Genomic DNA, 24,861 nt, shown 5'->3' on the forward strand with positions numbered 1-24,861 from the left:
GATCATTGGGCCCTCCGCTGGATGCAAGGATGCAGGGTCATCTCGTCGGAGCCACCTGGCACTGCGCCGAGGGGGCCGCATGACGCGCACAATCTCTGCGCAGCCAATCGAGGACGAACTCCGCGCTGTAGGCGGCTTGCTGACAACCCCAGACGGGTTCGATCATCTTGCCGAGCGCTCCCTTGGCGAGGTCACTGGTCTGTGTTCGGACCTCGTCGGGCACCCCGGACTGGGCGAGTATCTCCAGGCATGTGAACAGACAGGCTCGATGCTGGTTTGTATAGTAGGCATGGATCGAGAATTCCTGCCGTAACCCGAAGACATACACCCAAGGCTCGAGATCGATCCCTTCAGCAGGCAGCTGAAGCGAGAGACCAGCCTCGGCATAGTGAAATCCGTTATGAAAGTCCTTTTTGTGCCTGCAATAGCGGCTCGCTCTGTGCCGTGCTTCAGCCCGTTCGGGGAGGATCCGTATCGCCCGATCGTAAAGCTCCAGGACACGAGCCGGTGGCGCACCCAACGTTTCGCGTATGCTGGCTGCACTGATCAGACTCTTGTATATCTCTTCGTCCCCATGCCCGAGGTCAGCCCGCTTCAGATAAAGATCGAGCGCCTCGCGCTCTCTTTCATTACTATGATAGTAATCTGCTAAGTAGAATGTGTATCTGGCACGTAGGAATGGATGCTTCTCCGACAAAAGCGCCTTTTCAAGGAGCGCGATGTCACGCGATGCCGTTTCTTTGTCGCGTCGATGTGCCCCGTCATGGCCGCGACGGATCGACAGCGCCATGACCGACTGATCGGCCTGCCCGGTGCAGTGCAGGAATTCGTGGATCACACCAACGTATTCCCACGTCCTGGAATTGTCGATCAGCTGTCTACGCGTATAATTATTCTCCGTATCGATTATCGTAAAGGCATAGGCCGCGTGGCGGAGGCGCGGCATAGCGAACTGGTACGGAATGATGAGCTCATCATCGGCGTCGATGATGAGCGAATAGTGGGCGTGCGGCCGCGCGAGTCGCAACACCTCGGTCCGATTGAATGCGAAGTCGACCCATGGCCGCTCCACCAGTTTACCGGGCAGATCTGACATCACCGCACGGACGAGATCCTGCGTCCCATCCGTTGATCCCGTATCGACGACAATCCAATGATCGATAACTGGCCGAACAGAGTCCAGACACCTCCGAATAATGTGCGCCTCGTTCTTGACTATCATCGCCAAGCAGATCTTTTGACCATACTTATTCATAATCAAATTCGCCTTTACGCATGTTGACGATACAGGATGACGTCTCATGCCTCGCTTACCGCAAACAGCCAGCACTCGCAAAACGGTGCGTTTATTTCCAGCACGATCAAAAATCGGGGATAGGCGCAGAGTGCGCACGCCGGGGAAATTATATAGACCTATTCGAAATTTGCTGCCTATGAGATATATACGATCGAAACTTATATAAATCGAACGGCGACGCGCTTTGTTCGATAGCCGATCATCGACAGCATCTCGAAGCCTTCGGCACCGGCGGTGGGACCGGCGCGTTGGCCGCGGCCGGAGAGCGGATCGGGTCGGCCCAACGGGTTCAAGCCGGCTCGGCAGGGAGGTGTCGGATCGCAGGTCGGAACAGGCCCGGAGCGCTTTCAGCCCCGCAGCGTCATCGTCCCGCCGCTGACGCTGAAATCGCGCAGGCGCTTCAGGAACGACATGCCGAGCAGGCTTGTTGCCAGGCGTCCCCGCGGGATTACCACGGCCTCGACATCCCGCACGGTGATCGATCCGACCTGCATCACGGCGATCCGGATCGGTGCGACCTGCACGGTCCCGTTCGCGGTGTTCCACACGCGTGTGAAGTCGCCGGGCGCGAGCCGGATCCCGATCCGCTCGGCATCCTCCTCCGAGAACGCGCAGGAACTCGCGCCGGTATCGACCATCATCGGCAGGGTGCGGCCGTCCATCAGGGCATTGACGAAGAAGTGGCCGTTGCGGCCGGACTGAAGTGCGACGCCCGCCACGGCACCGTCGACGGCCGGAACCGACGCCGCGGGCAGGACGGGCGGCTCCGTCTCCGGATGCGCCCGCTCCCGCAACTTCTGGAACGCCGTGGCAGACAGGAAGCCGATCGTGCAGACGACCACGAATGTGCGCACGGGTCCCACTCCGCCCGAAGGATCGCACCTGCTTTGACCGGGGATCTGTGAAGGGTCGGTGCTGCCTGCGGCTTCACTCTGCGGCGGCAATCGGATTTCGCGCGGCTTGGTATCCGAGCGGTGACTGCGACCGGCGAATGTCCGGCCTGCGGAGGCCATCGGCCAGCATCGGGGTTGACCGGTGCAGCCCGGACGACCAAATCTCCTCTCGTTCCAGGGAGATCCCCGGCAAGGGGCTGAGAAACCGCTGGCACGTCCGTCAGGACCTGCGGCGCGGAAATCCTTCGAACCTGATCCGGCTCATACCGGCGTAGGGATTGGACCGCGGCCGCCCGAAAGGCAGGCCACAGCTTCTCACAGAAGCACACGGCCCGCTCCCCGCGACGTCAATACGCGGAGATGCTTGTGCCCCTCGACCGACCTGCCTCACCGATTGGCCGCCGCCGCAGCCCCGAGGGCGTCGTCGCGCCCGCCGTTCTGCCGGTGCGGACCGACGTCGCCGTCATCGGCGGTGGCCTGATCGGTCTGTCGATCGCATGGCGGCTTGCCCGGGCGGGCCGCGCCGTGACCGTGCTGGAGCGAGACACGATCGGGGCGGGCGCGAGCCTCGCGGCCACCGGCATGCTGGCTCCGGCCGCCGAACACGAGCCCGGCTCGGACCCGCTGCTGCCCCTCGCCCTGGAATCGCTCCGCCTCTGGCCTGAATACCGCCATGCACTGGAGGCTGAATCCGGCCGGTCCATCGACTATCGTCCCGATGGCACTCTGGTGCTGGCGGTCGGCCGCGACGAGGTCGAGCGCCTCCGCTTCCGCTACGATCTTCAGCGTCGGTCGGAACTCGAGGCCACTTGGCTGCCGGGGAGCGAGGTCCGGCGTCTTGAGCCCGGCCTGCGCCCCTCCGTCACCGCCGGGATCCACTGCCCGCTCGACCATCAGGTCGATCCCCGTCTGGTCATGGACGCCCTCGCGGAGGCCTGCCATGCGGCGGGAGTCGTCATGGCCGAGCGGACAGCCGTCACCGCCCTCGACTGGTCCGGTGGCCGCGTGACCGGCATTCGCGCCGGCGATCGCCTCGTGACAGCTGAAACCGTCATCCTGGCCACTGGCGCCTGGAGCGGGGAGAGCGGCCTGCTGCCTGACGCGCTCGCCCTGCCAGTCCGGCCGCTGAAGGGCCAGTCCCTGGCCCTGCGCACGACCGCCCGTATCGGCACGCTTGCCCGGATGGTCTGGACCGAGCAGGTTCATATGGCGCCGAAGAGCGACGGCCAACTCATCGTGGGCGCCACCGTGGAGGATTGCGGCTTCCGGCCGGGTGTCACCGCGGGCGGGCTCTACGCCCTGCTGGAGGGTGCACGCAGGGTCCTGCCCGGTATCGAGGAGATGGAGGTCGAGTCCGTATGGAGCGGCTACCGCCCGACTTCGGACGACGACGCGCCGATCCTTGACGAACTCGCCCCGGGTCTCGTCGCCGCGACCGGCCACCACCGCAACGGCTACCTGCTCGCCCCCGTCACCGCCCAGGCCGTCGCCGAACTGGTGTTGCACGGCGCGCTGCCGGACGTCGCCCGTCCCTTCACGCGCGCACGTTTCGGCCAGCCGGAAGCCGTGAGGGCCTCGGCATGAAACTCGTCATCAACGGGGAGCCGCGGGACTGCGCGGCCGAGACGGTGGAGACCGTGTTCCGGCTCGAGGCGGAGGAGAGCGGGATCGAGAGCCCGCAGGGCGTCGCCATCGCGCTGAACGGCCGCGTGCTGCGCCGCCGCGACTGGGGCGAGACCCCGGTCGCGGAGGGCGACCGCATCGAGATCGTCCGCGCCATGCAGGGAGGTTGAGCATGGACCAGAGCCTTACGCCGCTGCGCCCCGAGAGCGAGGATGACAGCCTGACCATCGCCGGGGTGCGCCTGTCGTCCCGGCTGTTCATCGGCACGGCCGGCTACCCGACGCAGGCGATCATGCGCGACGCCGTCCAGGCGAGCGGCGCCGAGGTCGTCACCGCCTCGATCCGCCGGGTCTCGCTCCAGGGACACGGTTCGGACACGGTCAAGATCCTGAAGGGCAAGCGCTTCCTACCGAACACCGCCGGCTGCGAGACAGCCCGCGACGCGATCATGACCGCCGAGCTGGCACGGGAAGCCCTCGACACCAACTGGATCAAGGTCGAGGTGATCGGCGACCGGGAGACGCTCTACCCGGACGTCACCGAACTGATGGAGGCCTGCCGCCACCTCGTGGATGACGGCTTCGTTGTGCTGCCCTATTGCAACGATGACCCGATCATCTGCCAGCGCCTGGAGGATCTCGGCTGCGCCGCCGTGATGCCCATGGGCTCGCTGATCGGCTCCGGGATGGGCGTCGCCAACCCCGCCAATCTCGAGCTGATCTGCCGCCGGGCGAAGATCCCTGTGGTGGTCGATGCCGGGATCGGAACCGCCTCGGATGCGGTGATCGCCATGGAACTCGGCGCCTCCGCCTGCCTGATCAACACCGCGGTCGCGAAAGCCGACGACCCGGTGCGCATGGCCTGCGCCATGGGCCGGGCCGTGGAGGCTGGGCGCGACGCGCATCTGGCCGGGCGGATCCCCCGCCGCGGCCGGGCTGAGCCGTCGAGCCCGCAGCTCGGCCTCGTCGGCTCGTGAGGGCGCTGCCGTCGCCGCTGCTGGCGGTGACGGACCGGCACGGGCATCCGCGGCCGCTCGTCGAGACCGTGCAGGCGGTCCTCGACGGCGGCGGGCGCTGGATCTGGTTCCGCGACAGGGATCTTGAGGCGGACGCCCGCCTGCGCCTTGGCGCGCGCGTGGCCGAATGCGTGCAGGCCGCGAACGCCGTCCTGACTGTCGGAGGCGATATCGCGCTGGCGCGCGCCCTCGGTGCCGACGGCGTGCATCTCGGCGGTCGCTCGGGATCGGAGGCAATCGCGGCAGCGCGGGCCGCTTTGGGCGGGGCTGCGCTGATTGGCGTTTCCGCGCACACCCCGCAGGAGGTCGCGACTGCCGCGCAAGCCGGCGCCGACTACGTGACCCTCAGCCCGATCTTCGCGACCGCGAGCAAGCCCGGCTACGGACCGGCGCTGGGCCTGACGGGACTCGCGGACAGCCTCGGCGCCGGCCTGCCCGTGGTGGCGCTCGGCGGTCTCGGTCCGGAGGCGGTTAGGTCCTGCCGCGCGGCAGGGGCGGCGGGTATCGCCATCATGGGCGGCCTGATGCGAGCCGCGGATCCGGCCGACGCGACACGGACGCTCTTGGAGGCCTGGAGCGCGGCGGAGACTTCAGCGGCGCGGACGGCCACCTGACCGTCTCCGTCGCCACGTGAAGAAACAGATGCCGTCTTTGCGAGCATAGCGAAGCAACCCAGGGACGCGCCACGTCCGGCGATGACGCGCCACCCTGGATCGCTTCGTTCCGCGCGCAAGGACGGCCGATAATGCGGCTGCTCTAGGAGCTGGAAGGCCCGTAAGGCGGCCGCGGTATCGCTCGGTGGGCCGCCCGCAACGCTGCCGACCAGCGCTCGCGCAGATCGTGGAAATAGCCCTCGCCGACCTCGATCCGGTGGTTCACCTCCAACGTCAGCGCGTTCCGGCGCGCCAGGGCGATGTCGATCGGGAGGCCGACCCCGAGATTCGACCGCATGGTCGAATCCATCGAGACGAGGCTGACCTTCAGGGCATCGTACAGCTCGGTCGTATACTTCACCGCCCGGTCGAGGATCGGCTTGCCGTATTTATGCTCGCCGATCTGGAGGAACGGCGCATCGGTGCTGCACTCGATGAAGTTGCCGGCCGAGTAGATCAGGTACAGCCGCATCTCGCCGTTTCCGATCTGGCCGCCGAACAGCAGGGAGATCGAGAACCGGATGTTGGCGGCCTCGAACCCATCCTTCTCGATCGATCGCACCCGACGGATCGCCCGGCCGATGAGCTGCGCCGCCTGGAACATGGTCGGCGCCTCGACGAGCTTCTGCGGCGGCTCGCCGTCCTCCTCGCCGGGCACGCCCTCCTGGAGCAGGCTGAGCACCGACTGGGTGATCGAGAGATTGCCCGCGGAGGCGAGCATCATCACCCGCTCGCCCGGCACGTTGAAATGGTGGAGCTTGCGATAGGTCGAGATGTCGTCGAGCCCCGCATTGGTGCGGGTATCGGCGACCATGACCAGCCCTTCCTCGACCAGGACACCGACGCAGTAGGTCATCGTCTTCGGGCCCTCGTGCGGTCGGCGGACCGATGTCTGAGCGATCAGGATTGAGCGGAAGCCCTGCCTTGCTCGACCCGAAGCTTCACGTCCAGTGTCTCGGTGCCACCCCCGGTGCGGCTGCCGCGGATCGGCGCCGCGCCGAGGTAGTCCAGACCCGTGGCGACACGGATGTAATTGTCCGCCGGACTGACGTCGTAGCACGGGTCGAAGGCCACCCAGCCGAGATCCGGGACCAGGGCCTCGACCCAGCCGTGGGGCGCCTCGACATCGGCCTGCCCGTCATCACGCGCCCGGTAGCCGGCCACGTAGCGGACCGGGATACCGATGTGGCGCGCGGCGGCGATGAAGACGTGGGCGAGATCCTGGCAGACGCCGCGCCCGGCCGCGAAAGCCTTGCCGGCCGGGACGGCACTGGCGGCGGGACCGGGCTCGTAGGCGACGGCGTTCTGGACCGCACCCATCAGCCGGTGAAGCAGGTCCAGGACAGCACCGTCACCTTCCGTGGCGACGCGCTCGGCGAAGGCGTGCAGCTCCGGGCTCGCGGCGCACAGGTCCGTGTCGCGCAGGTAGAACTGATCCGGCAGTCGCTCGACCGTGCCGCGGACGATGCCGTTCGTGTCGTCGGTGTCGACCTCGCCGGTGACGCGGATGGTGAGGGCGTCGGCCGGTTCGTCCGGGGTGAACCAGTGGACGACGTTGCCGAAGCCGTCCTCGCGGGCGGTCAGGCGTCCGTCGACGGTGGTGTCGATCCGCCACGTGCGAACGTACTGCCCGTCATGATCGCGCGGCGTCAGGCGCAGGATCTGCACCAGCCCGCGGGCCGGCTGCTCGTAGGTGTAGATGGTCTCGTGAACCACGCGGATGCGCATGCGCTGTCCCGTCCGTCTCGTTCAGCCGACCAGATACTGCTTGGCGATCGCTTCGCCTACGTTGTTGTTCTCGGCGATGAACGCCTCCACGAACTCGTGCAACCCCCCGGCGAATACCCGGTTGATGTCCTCGCCGTCGAGTTTCGCCAGCATGTTGCCGGCGAGCCTCTGGCTCGGACCCCGGCGGCCGTACGCGTCGGCGATCAGGTCGAGATACTCGACGATGACGCCGTAGCAATTCGCGAAGGACCGCGGCATCTGCTTGTTGAGCATCAGGAGGTCCGCCACCAGCACCGGCTTGATGCTCTCCCGGTAGACCCAGTGATAGGCGTTGAAAGCCGACACTTCGCGCAGGATCGTGGTCCACTGGAAGTAGTCAAGGCTGCCGCCCACCGTCTCGTCGTGCGGCAGCAGGATCTGGTACTTCACGTCGAGGATGCGGGCGGTGTTGTCGGCCCGCTCGATCGCCGTGCCGAGCCGGGTGAACCAGAAGGCGTCATTGCGCAGCATCGTCCGGAAGGCCGAGCCGTCGAAGGTCAGCGAGACGGTCTTCACCCAGTCGAGGAAACGGCCGAACTCGTCGCGGTTGAGCTCCTTGCCGGCATAGTTGCGCAGCTCCAGCCACGCGCCGTTGATCGCGTCCCACATCTCGGTGGTGAGGGCGGTGCGCACCGAGCGGGCATTCTCGCGGGCCGCCTCGATGCAGGAGCGGATCGAGGACGGGTTGTGCGGGCTGAAGGCCAGGAAGTCGCAGACCGTGTCGGCGTTCACCGCGCTGTAATGGGTCTTGAAGGCGTCCGGATCGCCGGCCGAGGCGAGGGCCGACTCCCACTCGTTGCCGCCGCCGCCGCCGTAGCTCGTCGGCAGCGAGGCGAAGCGGTGCGCCGCGTCGAGGATGCGGGCGACGAAGTCGGCCCGCTCGACGTAGCGCGAGAGCCAGAAGAGGTTGTCGGCAGTCCTGGAGAGCATCGGTCTTCAGCCAAGTCGTGCGGACCACGATGTCCGCGCCTCGGAACGTCCGGACGTTGTGGACCTCAGGCGTCGAGCACCCAGGTGTCCTTCGTGCCACCGCCCTGGCTGGAATTGACCACCAGGGAGCCCTCCTTCAGCGCCACCCGGGTCAGGCCGCCCGGCACGATGCGGATCTGGTCGGCCCCGCACAGCACGAACGGCCGCAGGTCGACGTGGCGCGGAGCGACACCCGAGGCCACGAAGGTCGGGCAGGTGGAGAGCGACAGGGTCGGCTGCGCGATGAAGCCGTCCGGTGCGTGCTTGAGCTTCTTGGCGAAGTCGTCGATCTCGCGCTTGCTGGCATGTGGGCCGACCAGCATGCCGTATCCGCCGGAGCCGTTCACCTCCTTCACCACCAGCTCGGAGAGGTTATCCATCACGTAGGCGAAGGAATCCTTCTCGCGACACCGATAGGTCGGCACGTTGTGCAGGATCGGCTCCTCGCCGGTGAAGAACTTCACGATCTCCGGCATGTAGCTGTAGACCGCCTTGTCGTCCGAGATGCCGGTCCCGACCGCGTTGGCCAAGGTCACGGAGCCGCGCTCGTAGGCATTCATCAGGCCCGGCACGCCGAGGACCGAATCCGGGCGGAAGACGAGGGGATCCAGGAAATCGTCGTCGAGGCGGCGGTAGATCACGTCGACCCGACGCGGCCCCTCCGTGGTGCGCATGTAAACCACGTCGTCCTTGGTGAAGAGATCGGACGCTTCCACCAGTTCGACGCCGAGCTTGTCGGCCAGGAACGAGTGCTCGTAGAACGCCGAATTGTAGCGCCCGGGGGTGAGCAGCACGACGGTCGGGTCCCGCGCCGCCGAGCCCGGTGCGAGGCTGCGCAGGGTGGCGAGCAGCGCGTCCGGGTAGTTCTCCACCGGCGCGACCCGATGCTTGGAGAACAGGTCCGGGAACAGGCGCAACATCACCTCCCGGTTCTCCAGCATGTATGAGACGCCGGACGGGATGCGGGCATTGTCTTCCAGCACGAAGAAGTCGTTCTCGCCGGTCCGGACGATGTCGATGCCGGCGATGTGGACGTAGAGGTCGTGCGGCACGCGGAAGGAGCGCATCTCCATGCGGTAATGGGCGTTCCGGTAGACGAGGTCGGCCGGGATGATGCCGGCCTTGATGCATTCCTGCGCGCCGTAGATGTCCTTCAGGAACAGGTTGATGGCGGTGACCCGCTGCTTCAGCCCGCGTTCCAGGAAGGCCCATTCCGGCTTGGTGATCACCCGCGGGATGATGTCGAATGGGATCAGCCGCTCGGTCGACTCGTTGTCGCCGTAGACCGCGAAGGTGATGCCGATCCGGCGGAACAGCAGCTCGGCCTGGCTGCGGCGGGTGTTGAAATGCTCGGGCGGCGTCGCGTCCAGCCAGGCCTTGAGCTGGCCGTAGGCGTCACGGACGGCAGCCGGATCGGCAGCGCCGATCCCGTTCATCTCGTCGAAGGCCGTCACCGCCATCTCGCTCCTCCCGTGCGCTCCCGCTCTTGAGGCAAGAGGCGCGCCACGCGTTCATGGCTATAGCCACCGGCGATAACGCTCAAGGCAGCCGGAGGATCAGATCAGCTTCAAACCTTTCAGGCTGGCATGGCCGTTTCGGCCGAGGATCACGTGGTCGTGCACGACGATCTTCAGCGGCGCCAGCACCGTCACGATTTCGCGGGTCATCGCCACATCGGCGGCGGAGGGGGTCGGATCGCCGGACGGGTGGTTGTGGGCCAGGATGATCGCGGTCGCCGACAGCTCCAGCGCCCGCCGGGCGACCTCGCGGGGATAGACCGGCGTGTGATCGACGGTGCCGCGCCCCTGCACCTCGTCGGCGATGAGGTGGTTGCGCTTGTCGAGGAACAGAACGCGCAATTCCTCGCGCGGGGCGAAAGCCATGGTGGCACGCAGGTACTCGTGCAGCGCGCTCCACGAGGCCAGCAGCGCCCGCTCGCGGATCGCGCCGCGGGCGAGGCGCCGGGCTGCGGCCTCGATCACCTTGAGGTCCGATGCAACGCCCGCACTCACGCCCTCCACCTCCATGAGCCGTGCCGGCTCGGCGCTCACCACCTCGGCGAAGCTGCCGAACCGAGCGACCAGAGCCTTGGCGAGGGGCTTCACGTCGCGCCGCGGGATCGCCCGGAACAGGACCAGTTCCAGCAATTCATAATCGGGCAGCGCGTCGGGGCCTGCCGTGGAGAACTTCTCCCGCAGGCGGTCGCGGTGGCCGTGATAATGCGGCGTCTCCTTCTCGACCGAGGACGAAACGGCGCTGTCGGCGAACAGCCCCGCCTCGCCGTCGTCCGGCGCCCCCGTCACGGCCGCTCAGGCCGCCGGATTGACGGGCTGATGCAGCCCCTTCGGCGAGATCGTGAAGATCTCGACGCCGGTCTCGGTGACGCCCACGGTGTGCTCGAACTGGGCGGAGAGCGACCGGTCCCGGGTCACGGCGGTCCAGCCGTCGCCCAGCACCTTCACGGCGGGCCGCCCGAGATTGATCATCGGCTCGATCGTGAAGAACTGGCCGGGCTTGAAAGGGACGTCGTAGCTCGCCTCGACGTAGTGCAGGATCGTAGGGGCATCGTGATAGGTGCGCCCGAGCCCGTGGCCGCAGAAATCACGCACCACCGAGCAGCGCTCGCCCTCGGCGAAGGATTGGATCGCCCGGCCGATATCGTTGGTCGAGCCGCCAGGCTTCACCGCCGCGACGCCGCGCATCAGTGCCTCGTAGGTGATCTCGCACAGGCGCTGAGCCTTCCGCGGCACTTCGCCGACATAGGCCATCCGACTCGAATCGCCGTGCCAGCCGTCGAGGATCAGGCAGATGTCGAGGTTGACGATGTCGCCCTCGCGGAGCGGCTTGTCGTTGGGGATGCCGTGGCAGACCACGTGGTTGATCGAGGTGCAGATCGACTTCGGATAGCCGCGATAGAGCAGCGAGGCCGGATAGGCGCCGTGATCCATCGCGAATGTATAGGCGAGCTTATCGAGTTCCTCGGTGGTGACGCCGGGCTGCGTCGCCTCCATCAGCAAGTCGAGGGCCTCGGCCGTGAGCCGCCCCGCCCGGCGCATGCCTTCGAAACCCTCGGGACCGTGGATCGGCGGTTCCGGAGCGCGGCGCGCACCCTGCGCACTGGCTTGTTCCTGCTGCATGGTCGGGACTTTTTTTCGCGGCGGCGTCTATCGGGCGTCGCTCTATGTACGGTGCGGGGCGCGGGAGGCCAAGCCGCGTCGGCGGACGGTCGGGCGAGGCTTGCGCCGGCCGCGGGGCTGGCGGCATAAGCGGCCACGAGACGCCCGGGAGCACGCAGGCAGATTCGCCGCGCACTCCGTCGCGGGGCAGGCGAGGGCCGGATGGCAGGCAAGGCGGTACCGCACTTCCACAACGAGCCGGGCGTGCCGGTGATCACCGTGGGGGTGAAGGAGTTCATGTGCATCGGCGCTTTGCCGCCGTTCGACCACCCGCACGTGTTCCTCGACATGGGCGCCGACAGCGAAATCATCTGCCAGTATTGCTCGACGCTCTATCGCTACCGCGCCGGCCTGAAGGCCGACGAGGCGGAGCCGCAGGCCTGCGTGTGGCGGGACGACGCCAAGCTCGCGGCGGAGTAGGCGCCGACCACCGTGCCCTCTGGCAATCCATCTCTGCGGATCGGGATCGTCGGGGCCGGGATCGGCGGCCTCACGGCGGCCTTGGCGCTGTCGGATGCCGGCCATTCCGTCACGGTGATCGAGCGGCGGACCGGCTTCAGCGAGGTCGGAGCCGGGATCCAGATCTCGCCCAATGCCAGCCGGGTTCTGGCCGGCCTCGGGCTCTCGGCAGCCCTGCGCCGCGCGGCGAGCGAGCCGCCCTCCGTGGAGGTGCGGGCTCTCGACAGCGGCCGCCGCATCGGCGGCGTGGCGCTCGGGGCGCAGGCGCAGAGCCGGTTCGGCGCGCCCTACTACGTCATTCACCGCGCCGATCTGCAGACGCTGCTGCTCGACGCACTCCGGAGCCGCTCGGCGATCCGCCTGATGATGGGCCGCACCGTGACGGCCGTCGCCCAGACGGCCTCCGAGGCCGTCCTCACGGTGGAGGGCGCGAGCGGGGCCCAGCCTGTCGTCTTCGACCTCGCGATCGGGGCGGATGGGCTGCGGTCGCGCCTGCGCACCCATCTCGATTCGGCGCCGCTCCGCCCCGGTCAGGCCGCGGCGTGGCGGGCGCTGATCCCCATGGAAGCGGTGCCGCCGGATCTGCGCGGCGCCGCGACCGGGCTGTGGCTCGGCCGCGGCCGGCACGTGGTGCATTACCCGGTTCGGGACAGCCAGTTCCTCAACGTCGTGGCTGTGGTTCCCGAGGCGGTGGGCGACGAGGATTGGGGCCGCCTCGGGGATCCGGCCGTGCTGCGCGGCCATCTGCGCGGCTGCGCCGGGCCTCTGCGCAACCTCCTGAGCCTGCCGGATTCCTGGCTGGTCTGGTCGCTCGCCGACCGGGCCGTCGCACGCCCGCTCGCCCGAGACCGGCTCGCGCTGATCGGCGATGCCGGCCATCCGGTGCTGCCCTTCCTCGCTCAGGGGGCAGCCCTGGCGATCGAGGATGCCGCGATTCTGACGCGCACCCTCGCCGACCACGCGGATGTGCCGGCAGCGCTCGCCGCGTTCTCGGATGCGCGGACGCCCCGGGCGCGACGGGTCCAGAAGGCGGCGCGGAGCAACGGCCGGACCTATCATGCCGGCGGGCTGGTGGCGCTCCTGCGCAACGCGGTGATGGCCCGACTCGGCCCGGACGGGATGCGCGACCGCTACGCCTGGCTCTACGGCTGGACGCCTCCCGCTTGATCGGACCCGCTGCCCCCGCTACCGAGGGCGCATGCGGACGTGGCGGAACCGGTAGACGCACGAGACTTAAAATCTTGCGGCCGCAAGGCCGTGCGGGTTCGAGTCCCGCCGTCCGCACCATACTCTTGAAATCGGCAACGATTCCAGCAACATGCTGGCACTATGATGTTTTTCGGCGCCCACCGCTACAAAGGGCGCTACAAATGGCTGTGCCGATGACCTCCCTGAGCCGTGCCCCCAATGGGGACTGGTTCTCCCGCAAGGGCATCCCGAAAGATGTGCGCGAGGCGTACAAGCAGACGCACGGCGTGTCACAGGAGGAGCGTTTTCGGCGCCCGGCAAGCCTTTCCACAGGCGCCGCGAAGGCCGAGCTGCGGGAATGGGACGCGACCATCACGAGCCGCATCGAGGCTTTGCGGGCTGCGGCACGAGGTGAGGGCAGGGGGCTAACGCACCGCGAAGCACATGGACTGGCCGGCCAGTGGTACGGCTGGTTTGTTGGCCGGCATCAGGATGAACCGGGTGATCCCGAGCGGTGGGAGCACCTTCACGAACGCCTTGAGGAAGCTCGTCTACGCCTCGCCGGGCACACTGTTGGCTCTCCTGATGAGGATGACGACGAGCCCGAAAGCCCCGCAGCTCGTCGCCATGTGCGCGCCACTGTGACCGAGCTGGGACAAATCGCGCCCTTCCTTCGCGAACAGGGCATTCGGCTGACACAAGCGGCAACTGACGCCTTCCTCGACATCGTGGAGGGAGAACTCGATGCAGCCGCACATGCCCTCAAGCGCCGTGCAGAGGGCGACTACGCCCCCGATGCACGCCCGGAGCGTCACCCGGAGTTCAAGTCGGTGGTGCGCACCAAAGCCGCAGGGCTGACGTGCTGGGCCTTGTTTGAGGCATGGATCGCCGAGCGAAAACCTGGAGCTGCCACGGTGAACCGCTGGCGAGCCGTGCTCCGTGCCCTGGACGCATACTTCGAGGGCAGAGACATCGCGACCATAACGAGCGAGGATGCCATCGGATGGAAGAGCACTCTCGTCACCCCTGATCGCACAGCGCGGGTTGTGAACGACGTGTGGCTTCGTGCTGCTCGCGTAGCGTTTGGTTGGGCGAGCGAGAACAAGCGCATCGCCTCCAACCCGTTCCAGGGCATAAGCGTCGCAGTTGGTAGGGCAGCACCGAAGGTGAGAGAGCGCGAGTTCCACGACGATGAGTGGCGCACCATCCTGAAGGCGACCACGGCTCCGGCTGTCGGCCGCATGGCTTCTCACAACATCGCAGCACGCCGTTGGGTGCCCTGGATCTGCGCCTACACGGGCTCGCGGCCGGGAGAGGTAACGCAGCTTCGCGGCGAGGACTTCACGCGCCACAAGGACGGCTTCTGGCTCATGCGGATTAGCCCCGAAGCCGGTACGGTGAAGGGCGGGCAAGCTCGGACAGTGCCGCTGCACGAGCACCTGATTGAGCAGGGCCTAATCGAGTTCGTGAACTCCGTCGGTAAGGGGCCGCTGTTCTACGATCCTGATGGACAGCGGGTTGTCCGAGACGACCCGACGAACCCCGTCCAGGCCCCGTGGGTGAAGCAGAGGAACAAGCTCGCGGAGTGGGTTAGGGGCCTTGGAGTAACCGATCGAAACATCAGCCCGAACCACGCATGGCGCCACACCTTCAAGCGCAGAGCAGCCAGGGCGAAGATCGAGCGGCGCGTCAGGTCCGCCTTTTGCGGGCACGCCAGTCACGATGTGGGGGATGACTACGAGACCCCCACAGTGGAGGACATGGCCGGGGAGCTGAAGCTGTTTCCCCGCTATGAGCTGTGAACAGGCACTCAAATCCCCTTGAAGACGACGTCCGAGTGGTCGAAATCCGACGCTTGGCCTCCCCGCGGAGTCCGCAACGGGTGGTGAACGGAAGTTGACCCGCCGCCCGGAAGCGGCCGTTCTGCTTCGCCCATCTCTGTCATTCGGCGTCCTTTTCCGGCATCTGCAAACCGGGCGCGGGCTCAGGCCGCCTGGTTTTCCAAACTTCTTTATGTTTGCGACCATTGGGAGAGTGGGCCGGGAGCGATTATGACTTTCGAGAAGCTTCGAGAAGAGTTGCGCTTCCTTCTCACCCCAGGTCGTATCGGCGAGTTCGATCACATCGAGCTGATCGAGGTGATTGGCACGCCGCGCGGTGGGACAACGATCAATGTCCTGTCCGTCGCCGTGCTCGCGGAAGGTCGTCCCCACGTCGGCGATACCGAACGCACGGAGTGCCTTACCGGCCGGATCGGGCGGATCGAGGGCTTCAGGGACTGGTCGTTTGGCGTCATGCGCACACTCCGGCCAGTCGTGGCCCTGGATCGCGCGTTAGAATCGCTCGAAACCACGGGGCAGTGGACCTTGAGCGGGCGCCCGCTTGGAACGGGCAACTTGAGGCCAGAACCTGCGGTGTTCGCACCTGCGGACGGGACGGTCCGCGTTCCGCTCAACAACGTCCTGAAAAACAACTTCTGGGCGGGATCGCACGTTTTCCGGCTCACGGACCAGCAAAAGGCACCCTTCGAGCCCTTCTTCGCCGACCGGCGGCGGCTGCAGACGCTCTCAGACGCCGTTTCAGCCGGCGTGCCGATCGCGTTTGCCGGCCTTGCGGATCTGCTTGGCGATGTACTGATCCAGCTTCCCGTCACAATCTTGGTACCGAGCGTCACAGCACCCCGCGGCGCGGAGCATTCCGATGTCGCTGTGACATGGCGCAACGGTTCGCCGCCGCGTCCTCTGGCGACCGCGGCTCGCACCCGATGGGACGAGCTGCTGACCGGAGCGGCGGTCGGCGAACGATTTACAGAGGGCGTTCGGCTTCCCATCGACAATCATCGCCAACCTCTGGAAACGGAGATTTGGGACGCCGAGGCGGGCATACTGGTCAGCGCAACAGCATCGACGTCGACCATCGAGCGGATCGGGCTAGACATGCATGTGATCCAGCACGAACCGCGTCTGTTCACCGCGCCCGACCTCGAAGGCCAGCCCTTTGCCGAGCGGGTGAAGCTCACGGAGACCAGAAGCAGCTTGGTGGGCCCGGCGGCCGGCAAGGACGCAAACTTCTGGCTTGGTCGCCGGCAGGACCTCGAGGAGAGGCGCCGCCTCGAAGAGACACGCGACTTCGTTCAGTATCGCCCCCAGGCAAACTCGACGGCACAGCAGGTTCGAGCTCTGGCTGACGTCCGCTTCCTTATCGACACGCACGGCCAGACCGGAGTGGATCTCTGGGACCCGTACCTCTCCGCTGAAGACCTTCTCCGGACGCTCTTCTGGTGCAGTCACAGCGGCGCACCGCTGCGAGCCCTAACGGATGGTCGTGATCCTCCCCCCGAAACCTCGCAGGATTGCTCAGCTCCGCAAGGATCTGTTGCGCCGAGGCAGCCTTTTGCGGATCGGCAGAGAGCCATTCTCGAACGCGATGCCGGAAACCGCCAGGGTCTGCGCCTCGAGTACCGGACCCGCCGAGGACCGAAGGGGTGGCACTTCCACGACCGCTTCCTGATCTTTCCGAACATGCGCGATGGCCCGCGTGCGTGGTCGCTCGGAACCTCCGTCAACAGCCTCGGGCAAGCCCATCACATCCTGCAGCGGGTGTCGAACCCAGCCATGGTGGCAGGGGCGTTCGAGGACCTTTGGGCGGCATTGGATGACCCGCAGCACGTCATATGGAGGTCGTGGTGACAGGGCGCGCGTCAACCCTCCGGCACCTCCTGGATGTGTGGGACGGAGATGTTGCAGCTCCCTCCAACCTCGAGGGCGTCATCACGGATCTCGAGGTGTCGGGCGCCGACACGATGGTCGAACGCTTGACGACAGCGACACGCGCGGACCTCGGCGACGTTCCGCGCGCTCTCGCCGCCTCGCCGGGCCTGACGGACGAAGAGACTCTCCATCTGGCGAGACGTCTCGGTTGGACCGTAAAGGCGCTCGCTGAGTGGGCCCCACATCGCGATCGATCCGGCTTGCGGATCGAGGCGGCGTTGGCGTCTGTGGCGGCCTGGAACGTTGATGGAGGCTTCTGGGAAGCGGTGCAGCCTCGTCTTCAAGGATGCCGCCTCACGAATGCAGCGTTCGAGGTCGTGCTGCACCATCGAGCGCCTCTAGCGCAGGTCCTCGATGATGCACCGGTCTGGGAGCGCGAGCATCTGCATGCCACGCAGGAGGCCGAACGGGCACGCGATTGGGCGGAACTGGGAGAGCGGGCTCGAGCCTTCGAGCAACTTCCGCGCCCCGATTTGGGCGCGCGGCAAGCGACCTTAGCGCTCTCGCATCTCGATTGGCCACGCCTCGTCCGTTTGGCCAACAGAAGCGAGGGCTGGTTGCATAGCCACCTCGCCATGGCGCCACTGCCGCTCGCGGACGCCCTTCGTCTCGCGACGGCCAGCGGGAATGGCTACGCCCGGTTCGTAGCCCTGGAACGCGTCGCCTACCGGGAGGTACGCGATTTGCTGCCTCTCGAGGAAACGGCGCTCAGGAACCTGCTGATCGTCATGGCCAAGGACGCAGACGACTGGCCTCGCTGGCTCGCCATCTGCAACCGCTATCCAGTTCGCCATCCCCACATGCAGGCCGCATTAGGTCGTGCTCTGGCCCGCAGCGACGGACCCGCGCTTCAGGCGTATGTCGAAAGCATCTCGCTGGACACATCGGACGGCGATATCCGAGCAAACGTCACGCACTGCCTGTCGGTGTTTCGAGCGCGGGCGGGAGCCGTGCGCCGGCTTGCGCTCTGGCGTGCGGCTTTCGAGCGATGGCACACATGGGATTTCGCGAGGAACGAGGGTCAGAACCTCACGTCTCTAGCCCGGAGCGCGTTGGACTACGGCGTGGTGGGCTGGCTCATTGAGGGCGAGCCGCAAAGGCCGCTCGCCGAGCTGGAGCGTTCCTTCGCGGATGATCTGCGCAGCTTGGACATGCGATGGCATGCCTCTCTTAGCTCAGCCATGTCTGATTTCTTCCGGCTGGTCTCTCGGCATCAGGTTCTGGCCCATGCGACACGCCGATCAGCAGCCGATGCCAACTGGTTGCCGGGTCCTTCTATTGATCTTCCGGCCGCAGCAACTGACGAGTTCCTCCAACGGAGATATGGCTGGAACGATCGACAGCTTTCCGATTGAGGGGTTCGTAAACAGCCGATCCGCTCTCGGCCAATTTCGGTCGCTTAGGGCCAATCAGACTTTTTGTAAGCAGACCTTCCGGCGGTCCGACACGGGTCGCAAGCAGCCCCTCGCTGCAGGTATCAAGCGCCGGATTTGGACCACCAGGCTATACCATGGATCGAACAGGCCGCAGCTTTCAAACTCAGTGCACCCATACCATTGATGCGACAGAGAGTGCGCGAGTCGGCATGCATAGCAATTCCCCGGTCCTATGAATTATGATCTTAATCTCATCTACATGCACCTCTAGAACCCTTAGTTCTTCACCAAAGGGAAACCTTCCCGGCTGCGCGTGCTCCTTCCCGAAAGCATCTTCGAATGCCATTGGATCAACGGACAAAAACTCGTATCTACCTAGATGATTTTTGATAGGCAGCTTAGTTCGACCCCATATTTTGTCCTTAATCCAACACTCAAATACCGGAACAGCCTCAAGTCGACTGATATTAAATTTCACGCCAAGCCTTACATAAGGATTGTTCGGGCCATTATAGCCGAAATTTGAGATTTCCCAATTTGCGTCGCGCTTCAACGACTCGGCCAATGAAATTTGCGGCATCGCGATCCTCAAATCATGCTGTGGCGATTGGAATCCGCAGCAACCCAGAAGGCGCTACGCGGAGTAATGCTGAAGCACGAAATTCCAGACCTGATCGATTTTGGCGTTCCACAACGGCTCCGGGTAAGGCTCCTCGGGTAGTTCGTTGAGCTTGAACCTGATCTCAGAAAAGACTGTCGCTCGGCTCTGGCGGCCGCGTAGCCAGTCGACCCCAGATACGAGCACCTTGAGTTTCTCCAGCAGTTCGCGGGCCACTCGTTTCACCTCAATCTCCTGCGCCTGAGTAAGCGCGGGCGCGGGCTTGGTCAGGAGGTCGAAGATCGCCAACTCTTCCTCGTTCAGGCCCTCTCTGGCTGCCCTGCTCTCCTCCTGGTCTAACTGGCGCACGAAGGCCTTTAGGTCCTTGAAGAACGACTCCACGTCGATCGACCCCGCATTGTACTTGGCGACCAGCTCTTGTAACCGCTCGACAAGTCCCTGGCGCGTCGGATTCTGCTCAGCCATCTTCTCTACCTTCTTCGCGCTTGCCTCGCGAAGCTGCGCAGCAGCGGTCTTTGGAGTGGTGGCGAACAGGCTTGCAAGCTTGTCGAAGTCGATGCCCGATAGGTCCACGCGACCCTCGGCGTGGTCGCCCTCGACGATAGGAGTAAGGATGGCAACCCCTTCGATTTTGTCGTCCAGCAACGCCGCGATCCGGGTAGAGACTGCCGAGATGTCGACTGGGCCCAGCTTGGCTTTCACAGCGTCGGACAGCGTGTGGATGACGGCAACCGGCCCGAGGTAAGGCGCGGCGCGTTCGTCGGGCAGTAGAGCCTTGTAGGCCTTCACGGCATTGCCAGCGAGCCGCAGGAACTCACGGCGGCGCTCGTCGGGGGCAACCAATGCCTCCACGCCAGCCGCGATCAGCGCGTTCCGAGCAAATCCTTTGGCTGCCAGGATTGCGTCAGTGCTGACACCAAGAGGATCAACGAAGGCCGCCACCACGGCTAGCTCGGCCTGCAGTGCGTCAACCAGAGCCTGCTTGTCCTCGATTGGGCTCGCGCCGGCTGCGGAACCATCGCCTGCCGCCGCGCCCGCATAGACTGCCAGGGCCTTTTGTAGGTTCTGGAACACACCGACATAATCGACGATGACGCCCGAGGTCTTGCCGGCAGCCCGCCGGTTCGCTCGCGCAATCGTCTGCATGAGCGTGTGATTGCGCATGGGCTTGTCGAGATAGACGGTGCTGATCGAAGGAACGTCGAACCCTGTGATCCACATGGCGCAGACGAACACCAGACGAAGCGGATCGTCAGCGTTCTTGAACTTGGACTCCAGATCCTCCTGCTGCATCCGAGTCCGGTGGGGCACGATGTCCAGCCCCTTAGCCTTCATGTCGCCGATCTCGTTCTGGGATTGGCTGACGACTACAGCGCTATCAAGCGAGCGCATCCAGGCCAGCCGATCGACGATGGCAGCCCCTTCAGCCTCATGCGCGGTCTTTAGCTTCTCTTCGTCAGCCGCGATCAGCCGCGCTACGGCTAACTTGGTCTTATCGTACATGCGGACGGCGGTGGCTTTGTCGATCGCCACGAACATCGCCTTGCCGCGGTACCCACGGGTCGCGAAATGAAGAACTAGGTCGTCAGCAACCTTATCAAGTCGGTCATCGCGGGTGATTAGCTGGTACTGGCGAGCGAACTCGCGATTGAGACGCTCTTCCTGGGCCTCGTCTAGCGCTGCCTCTTCCAGCAACGCCTCCATGTCCTCGCGCAGCTCGTCCGCCTTCATCTGCAGCTCGGGCTTGCGGGCCTCGTAGAACAGCGGGACAGTCGCGCCGTCTCTCACAGATTGAGCGAAGTCGTAGACCGACACGTAGTCGCCGAACACCTCGCGGGTGCGGCTCTCCTCACCCTGGATCAGGGGGGTGCCGGTGAAGCCGATGAATGCAGCGTTGGGAAGCGCGGCTCGCATGTTGGCGGCGAGCTGATCGTACTGGCTGCGGTGCGCCTCGTCAGTGATGACGATCACGTCTGACCGCTCGGACAGGATCGGCATGGGCTCCCGGTCGGCGGTACTGAACTTTTGAACGAGCGTGAACACGTACCGCTCGTTGCCCGCTAGCAGTTCGCGGAGATGGACCCGGCTGTCTGCCTGGGCGTCGTCGACGTTCTTGGTTAGCGCCCCAGTGGCCGCGAAGGTCCCGGCGATCTGATCGTCCAACTCGGTTCGGTCGGTGACGATAACGAAGGTGAAGTTGCCGCCGAGTCTTCGCAGCACCTTCTCGGCGAACATGACCATCGAGAACGATTTGCCGGACCCCTGCGTGTGCCAAAATACGCCCAGCCGCCCTTGGTTGTCCTCCAAGTCTCTCACAGCCTGGATTGCACGGTTGACCCCGAGCACCTGATGGTACTTGCCCACAACCTTGCGCAGGCCGTCACGACCTTCATCAAACAGGATGAAGTTCTCGATTAGGTCGAGGAAGCGGCTCGGCTCGCAGGTGGCGCGGAGCAGCATCTCCAGCCCCACGCTCTCTGGCCCGCCTTCCTCCAGGCGCTTCCAGGGCGCGAAGAACTCGAAGGGCGCATGGCTGGCGCCCATCACAGCTTCGAGGCCGTTAGACAGGATCACGAAGCCGTTGGCATCGAACAGGCGCGGGACGGCGTCGCGATAGTCGCGCAGGTTGGCGTCGTAGGCCTCAGCAAGCGGCTTGGTGATGCCCTTCCACTCGGATAGCATCAGCGGTAGGCCGTTGACGAACCCGATAGTGTCGGGCCGGCGCTTATGGAGTGGACCTTCGATCCAGACTTGGCTGGCAACCAGGAAATCGTTGTTGGTCGGCTCCGTCCAGTCGATGGTGCGAACACTTACAGTTTCGAACTTGCCATCGTCACGCCGAACATCGACCGATACACCCTCAGTCAGGAGATCCAGCACGGCTCGATTGGCTGCCACCGGGAGCATCGCCGACCGATCCTCCGTTAGGCGCTCTTCCGCGAGCGCAAGCGCCTCTTCGGGCAGGTGCGGGTTGAGCTTCGTAAGCGCTGCCCGTAGCCGAGCGGGCAGGTACGTCTGACGGAAGCTCGTGCGTCCGGTTGGATTGTTCGGTCCAGGTTGCTCCGATAGCAGGTTGGCCCGCTGCCAACCCAGCTCCTCCAGCAGCTCCAGCGCGGGCTGCTCCACCGAGCCTTCCTCCGAGGCGATGTGGCCGGTCAACGATGGGGCCATTTCATGCGGCTTCCAGCAGCTCACGCTCGGCGGCGGCAACCGAGAGCTGGCCGGAGATCAGGCGAGGCAATAGATGGTTGCGAGATGCTGTGAGCATACCTATCTGCTCCGCAAATCTTGTATCGAGTAATGGTAAAACTTTCTTTATAGCATTTCGGTTTTCTTCTATGCTTAAACGGGCACGGGCATCTCGGAGGAACGGAGTTGTTTGAAAATTTGCTATTCCATTAGCTGCTACGACTTGAAATTTTTCGATCTCTCCACTGTGATGCATGCGTTGCAACTCAAGATGAAATACGGCTGCTTCTTCAGGCAATCGAAACCGGAATACTCTACAGAAGCTCGCCGCTATGACCGACCCACCGAGTCTATCAAGCATTCCCTGAGTGCAGAAGTGTGTAGTGCCTGCTGCTCTCGTTCTTGCGTTAATTGAGTTTTCTAGCACTACATCGTGTGGCCTTAGTGTTCTTTTAAGTGCGCTGCTAGCGGAGATGTAGCGAGTTGGACACGATGAAAAGTCTCCATCAGAGATCCTACGAAGATCTGTTCCTCGAATGACTCGCACTTGATGGTTGTTTTCCTCGTCAGGCTCGTCGGTCCCCCAGTCACCCCCAAGCGTGCTTGCAACTAAATCTGTCATTGCAACATAATTGCCCGGCGCCTCAATTTGCGCTCGACGGACAATTTCTTCGAACAAGCCGTGCGACATATCCTTCAGCAGCGTCAATCGTTGTCGATTAACCTCAATTAGGTCGTCATAAGCAGTAAGGAAAGACGCAATTCGTTTTTGGGTAGGTAGATCCGGCGACTCTATGGTTACACTGGAAAATGCAGTTTTATTAATAATTGGAGTCGCAGCACCGGCAGCACGCGACTTCAATTCACTTGCTTTTAAACGCATCGCATAGTAGATAAAATATGGGTCAAAACGGGTCGTGTCGACGATAATGCTGTTCACCTGTTGATTAGTGTGTGTCGGCTCCGTCGTCATGCAAATTTTGCCAATCGTCGCGCCGATGCAGACGACACAGATGGTCTGCGCAGGCAAAAGCGCGCGGCTTTTCGGGTCCCAAGCGGTCGAGACTGCTCTTCCAGTTACGACGTGCCTGCAGTCGTCTTTCATATCTGTAGGCGTTAAAAATGGGACGGTTCCGCAGAACATCTCTGGTAGTGACGCTGGTGGGGTTTTCCCAGTCACAATCCGCCCAAGTTCGCCGATCCGGTGGGTCCGCCAGGCGCTCATACTGTTAATAGCTCCGCCACGTTTTCCGCGATGAGGGATTGCAAGCGCGCGGCCTCGGTGTTGAGCAACTCTAGCTCCTCCTGCATCTCCTCAAGTTTCAGCATAAATCCCTCATCATCTTGCACTTTTCCGGGTTTTACCCCCACGTAGCGGCCAGGGTTCAAGCTCCAGTCCCGAGCGGCGATCTCGGCTCGGCTGGCAATCTTGCAGAGGCCGAGCACGTCACGGTACCCCTTAGTGCTAAAAATCTCAGTTGTGCGGTCCCCGCTGCCCTGCTCAGTCTCCACGGCTTCCCCGCGCCACAGGCGGACGATGTTTCCGAGGAACTCAATCTGCTCGGCCGAGAAGGATCTATGGGCCCGGCTGTCCTGCCTAAAGATGTGGCGAGCATCGATGAAGAGCACCTGGTCGCTGCGTGAGCCCTTGGACTTGCCGCGATCGAGGAACCACAGCGTCACTGGCAGGGTGACGGTGAAGAACATGTTTGGCGAGGTGGTGATGATGCAGTCGACCGCACCGCTCTCTACCAGCTTCTGCCGCATGACCCGCTCAGAGCCACCCGCGTCGCTGGCGGAGTTGGCCATCACGAACCCAGCACGGCCCTTCTCATTCAGTGCGGCGTAAAACAGGCCAATCCAAAGGTAGTTGGCATTGTTGGTGTTTGGCATCCCAAGCGGGAACCGAGCATCCACGATACCAGCCTCACTGACCAGCCGGGCCTTGTCGACCTCCGACTGGTTGAAGGGCGGGTTCGCCATGACGAAATCGAACTTGCCGACCAGCCGATGCGGGTCGTCGTAGTAACTGCTTGCCTCCTTAATGTCCCCGGAGAGCCCGTGGACGGCCAGGTTCAGGCGGCACAGACGCTGCGTGTCCGACATCTTCTCGACGCCGTAGATGCTGATGTCCCGTTCGGGTGCCGCATGGTGGCGGCGGACGAACTCGGCGGAGTGGACGAACATGCCGCCAGAGCCACACGCAGGATCGAAAATCTTCCCGCGATACGGCTCGATCACCTCGACGATCAGCTTCACAATCGAGGACGGGGTAAAATACTCGCCCCCCTTCTGCATGAACGCCGCCGCGAATGCGCCCATGAAGTACTCGAAGATCAGGCCGTAGGCGTCACCGTCGATCTGCAGCGGGGCGAGTAGGCGCATCAGCTCGCGCAGTACGGAATCAGGGAGGGCCCCATAGGCCTGAGGCAGCACACCCGCGAGATCGGGGTTGTTTTCGACCACGCTCTTCATCGCGTTGTTGAGCGCCTCGGCGAGGTTCGTGCTCTCAGGCAGGGCCAGTAGGTGGGAATACCGAGCCACCTCGGGCAGGTAGATCGCACCCCGAGCTTGGTAATCGGCGGGGGTGGCCTTGAGCCGCCCTTTGAACTTCGGGGCAAGCTCGGTGTCGACCAGCTCGAATTTCGCCTCCATCTGGCGCAGCGCGATGAGCGCCAGGACAGGCTGGGCGTACTGGTCGGGCCGTAGGGTGCTATTCGCCCAGAGTTGGTCCGCTGCCTTAAAAAGGCGCCGCGACAGTTCCTGAAGATCGACGGCCACGTTTTCTCCCCGAGCTACGCCACCATGCCAGATTCATAGCGGGGCGATCGGGCCCCGGCCGAGCAGGCGACTGCTGTTCCGTCGTT

20 protein-coding genes, 1 tRNA gene and 1 riboswitch are annotated in these 24,861 nt (G+C 64.5%); of the genes, 10 read left to right on the plus strand and 11 right to left on the minus strand.

Translation table 11 applies throughout. The annotated features are described in order from the left end of the window. Positions 1 to 37: 37 nt before the first annotated feature. Complete coding sequence (locus CIW48_RS08015; RefSeq protein WP_149310344.1) at positions 38 to 1,222, minus strand: glycosyltransferase; 1,185 nt, start codon at positions 1,220 to 1,222, stop codon at positions 38 to 40. A gap of 422 nt (positions 1,223 to 1,644) precedes the next feature. Further along, positions 1,645 to 2,151: a TIGR02281 family clan AA aspartic protease gene (locus tag CIW48_RS08020; RefSeq protein ID WP_246695165.1), complete on the minus strand. Its 507-nt coding sequence runs from the start codon at positions 2,149 to 2,151 to the stop codon at positions 1,645 to 1,647. 206 nt (positions 2,152 to 2,357) lie between these two features. Further along, positions 2,358 to 2,486: riboswitch (TPP riboswitch) on the plus strand. A gap of 64 nt (positions 2,487 to 2,550) precedes the next feature. On the opposite strand from CIW48_RS08020, the gene thiO reads away from it, so the two are divergent. The 4 genes from thiO to CIW48_RS08040 are packed head-to-tail and all read left to right on the plus strand — an operon-like array spanning position 2,551 to position 5,442. Then, positions 2,551 to 3,774, plus strand: coding sequence for a glycine oxidase ThiO (gene thiO / locus CIW48_RS08025; RefSeq protein WP_149310346.1), 1,224 nt, complete (start codon positions 2,551 to 2,553; stop codon positions 3,772 to 3,774). Then, positions 3,771 to 3,983: a sulfur carrier protein ThiS gene (gene thiS, locus CIW48_RS08030; RefSeq protein WP_091779414.1), complete on the plus strand. Its 213-nt coding sequence runs from the start codon at positions 3,771 to 3,773 to the stop codon at positions 3,981 to 3,983. The genes thiO and thiS overlap by 4 nt, the downstream gene beginning before the upstream one ends. A 2-nt stretch (positions 3,984 to 3,985) precedes the next feature. Next, on the plus strand, positions 3,986 to 4,789 hold the full coding sequence (locus CIW48_RS08035; protein ID WP_149310347.1) for a thiazole synthase: 804 nt from the start codon (positions 3,986 to 3,988) through the stop codon (positions 4,787 to 4,789). Continuing rightward, positions 4,786 to 5,442 (plus strand): thiamine phosphate synthase, encoded by a 657-nt coding sequence (locus CIW48_RS08040; RefSeq protein ID WP_149310348.1) that lies wholly within the window; start codon positions 4,786 to 4,788, stop codon positions 5,440 to 5,442. Before CIW48_RS08035 ends, CIW48_RS08040 begins: the two co-directional genes overlap by 4 nt. Positions 5,443 to 5,584: 142 nt before the next feature. Here CIW48_RS08040 and CIW48_RS08045 read toward each other — a convergent pair whose 3' ends face one another. From CIW48_RS08045 to map, 6 genes are all read right to left on the minus strand, one after another. Continuing rightward, positions 5,585 to 6,337, minus strand: coding sequence for a peptidase (locus CIW48_RS08045; protein ID WP_149310349.1), 753 nt, complete (start codon positions 6,335 to 6,337; stop codon positions 5,585 to 5,587). A gap of 44 nt (positions 6,338 to 6,381) precedes the next feature. Continuing rightward, the gene (locus tag CIW48_RS08050; RefSeq protein WP_149310350.1) at positions 6,382 to 7,209 is read right to left on the minus strand and encodes a transglutaminase family protein; all 828 of its coding nucleotides are present in this window, start codon (positions 7,207 to 7,209) and stop codon (positions 6,382 to 6,384) included. A 21-nt stretch (positions 7,210 to 7,230) separates the two neighbouring features. Continuing rightward, complete coding sequence (locus CIW48_RS08055; RefSeq protein ID WP_149310351.1) at positions 7,231 to 8,178, minus strand: alpha-E domain-containing protein; 948 nt, start codon at positions 8,176 to 8,178, stop codon at positions 7,231 to 7,233. Positions 8,179 to 8,243: 65 nt separating this feature from the next. Beyond that, a complete protein-coding gene (locus tag CIW48_RS08060) occupies positions 8,244 to 9,677 on the minus strand; it encodes a circularly permuted type 2 ATP-grasp protein (protein ID WP_091779426.1) in 1,434 nt (477 codons plus the stop codon). Between the two features lie 96 nt (positions 9,678 to 9,773). After that, entirely contained in the window at positions 9,774 to 10,520 is a 747-nt protein-coding gene (gene radC / locus CIW48_RS08065) for a DNA repair protein RadC (protein ID WP_149310352.1), read from the minus strand. Positions 10,521 to 10,526: 6 nt separating this feature from the next. Continuing rightward, positions 10,527 to 11,354 carry a type I methionyl aminopeptidase gene (gene map, locus CIW48_RS08070; RefSeq protein WP_091779431.1) on the minus strand — a complete coding sequence of 276 codons (828 nt, stop codon included), beginning with the start codon at positions 11,352 to 11,354 and terminating at the stop codon, positions 10,527 to 10,529. A gap of 201 nt (positions 11,355 to 11,555) precedes the next feature. Here map and CIW48_RS08075 point away from each other — a divergent pair, with 201 nt between their 5' ends. The 6 genes from CIW48_RS08075 to CIW48_RS08100 all read left to right on the plus strand — a co-directional run bounded on the left by CIW48_RS08075 (position 11,556) and on the right by CIW48_RS08100 (position 18,165). Next, complete coding sequence (locus tag CIW48_RS08075) at positions 11,556 to 11,813, plus strand: zinc-finger domain-containing protein (RefSeq protein ID WP_091779433.1); 258 nt, start codon at positions 11,556 to 11,558, stop codon at positions 11,811 to 11,813. 12 nt (positions 11,814 to 11,825) lie between these two features. Then, positions 11,826 to 13,019 carry an FAD-dependent monooxygenase gene (locus CIW48_RS08080; protein ID WP_149310353.1) on the plus strand — a complete coding sequence of 398 codons (1,194 nt, stop codon included), beginning with the start codon at positions 11,826 to 11,828 and terminating at the stop codon, positions 13,017 to 13,019. Positions 13,020 to 13,052: 33 nt separating this feature from the next. Next, positions 13,053 to 13,139, plus strand: a tRNA-Leu gene (locus CIW48_RS08085). 95 nt (positions 13,140 to 13,234) lie between these two features. After that, the gene (locus CIW48_RS08090) at positions 13,235 to 14,842 is read left to right on the plus strand and encodes a hypothetical protein (RefSeq protein ID WP_149310354.1); all 1,608 of its coding nucleotides are present in this window, start codon (positions 13,235 to 13,237) and stop codon (positions 14,840 to 14,842) included. A gap of 249 nt (positions 14,843 to 15,091) precedes the next feature. Next, positions 15,092 to 16,729, plus strand: coding sequence for a VPA1262 family N-terminal domain-containing protein (locus tag CIW48_RS08095; RefSeq protein ID WP_149310355.1), 1,638 nt, complete (start codon positions 15,092 to 15,094; stop codon positions 16,727 to 16,729). After that, on the plus strand, positions 16,714 to 18,165 hold the full coding sequence (locus tag CIW48_RS08100) for a hypothetical protein (protein ID WP_149310356.1): 1,452 nt from the start codon (positions 16,714 to 16,716) through the stop codon (positions 18,163 to 18,165). Before CIW48_RS08095 ends, CIW48_RS08100 begins: the two co-directional genes overlap by 16 nt. Positions 18,166 to 18,820: 655 nt before the next feature. Here CIW48_RS08100 and CIW48_RS08105 read toward each other — a convergent pair. Genes CIW48_RS08105 through CIW48_RS08115 form a run of 3 tightly spaced genes read right to left on the minus strand, consistent with a single transcriptional unit; the run spans position 18,821 to position 24,775 of the window. Beyond that, complete coding sequence (locus CIW48_RS08105; RefSeq protein ID WP_246695166.1) at positions 18,821 to 21,964, minus strand: type I restriction endonuclease subunit R; 3,144 nt, start codon at positions 21,962 to 21,964, stop codon at positions 18,821 to 18,823. 13 nt (positions 21,965 to 21,977) lie between these two features. Continuing rightward, positions 21,978 to 23,219: a restriction endonuclease subunit S gene (locus tag CIW48_RS08110; protein ID WP_149310358.1), complete on the minus strand. Its 1,242-nt coding sequence runs from the start codon at positions 23,217 to 23,219 to the stop codon at positions 21,978 to 21,980. After that, a complete protein-coding gene (locus CIW48_RS08115; protein WP_149310359.1) occupies positions 23,216 to 24,775 on the minus strand; it encodes a class I SAM-dependent DNA methyltransferase in 1,560 nt (519 codons plus the stop codon). The genes CIW48_RS08110 and CIW48_RS08115 overlap by 4 nt, the downstream gene beginning before the upstream one ends. Positions 24,776 to 24,861: the final 86 nt, after the last annotated feature.

This window comes from Methylobacterium sp. P1-11 (genome assembly GCF_008329595.1).
Lineage (GTDB): Bacteria > Pseudomonadota > Alphaproteobacteria > Rhizobiales > Beijerinckiaceae > Methylobacterium.

Excerpts from the sequence above, each read along its gene's own strand:
- CIW48_RS08110 (WP_149310358.1), bottom strand. The coding sequence starts at position 23,219 with ATGAGCGCCTGGCGGACCCACCGGATCGGCGAACTTGGGCGGATTGTG.
- CIW48_RS08050 (WP_149310350.1), bottom strand. The coding sequence starts at position 7,209 with ATGCGCATCCGCGTGGTTCACGAGACCATCTACACCTACGAGCAGCCG.
- CIW48_RS08015 (WP_149310344.1), bottom strand. The coding sequence starts at position 1,222 with ATGATAGTCAAGAACGAGGCGCACATTATTCGGAGGTGTCTGGACTCT.
- thiS (WP_091779414.1), top strand. The coding sequence starts at position 3,771 with ATGAAACTCGTCATCAACGGGGAGCCGCGGGACTGCGCGGCCGAGACG.
- CIW48_RS08055 (WP_149310351.1), bottom strand. The coding sequence starts at position 8,178 with ATGCTCTCCAGGACTGCCGACAACCTCTTCTGGCTCTCGCGCTACGTC.
- map (WP_091779431.1), bottom strand. The coding sequence starts at position 11,354 with ATGCAGCAGGAACAAGCCAGTGCGCAGGGTGCGCGCCGCGCTCCGGAA.
- thiO (WP_149310346.1), top strand. The coding sequence starts at position 2,551 with ATGCTTGTGCCCCTCGACCGACCTGCCTCACCGATTGGCCGCCGCCGC.
- CIW48_RS08045 (WP_149310349.1), bottom strand. The coding sequence starts at position 6,337 with ATGACCTACTGCGTCGGTGTCCTGGTCGAGGAAGGGCTGGTCATGGTC.
- CIW48_RS08100 (WP_149310356.1), top strand. The coding sequence starts at position 16,714 with ATGGAGGTCGTGGTGACAGGGCGCGCGTCAACCCTCCGGCACCTCCTG.
- CIW48_RS08060 (WP_091779426.1), bottom strand. The coding sequence starts at position 9,677 with ATGGCGGTGACGGCCTTCGACGAGATGAACGGGATCGGCGCTGCCGAT.
- CIW48_RS08035 (WP_149310347.1), top strand. The coding sequence starts at position 3,986 with ATGGACCAGAGCCTTACGCCGCTGCGCCCCGAGAGCGAGGATGACAGC.
- CIW48_RS08095 (WP_149310355.1), top strand. The coding sequence starts at position 15,092 with ATGACTTTCGAGAAGCTTCGAGAAGAGTTGCGCTTCCTTCTCACCCCA.
- CIW48_RS08090 (WP_149310354.1), top strand. The coding sequence starts at position 13,235 with ATGACCTCCCTGAGCCGTGCCCCCAATGGGGACTGGTTCTCCCGCAAG.
- CIW48_RS08075 (WP_091779433.1), top strand. The coding sequence starts at position 11,556 with ATGGCAGGCAAGGCGGTACCGCACTTCCACAACGAGCCGGGCGTGCCG.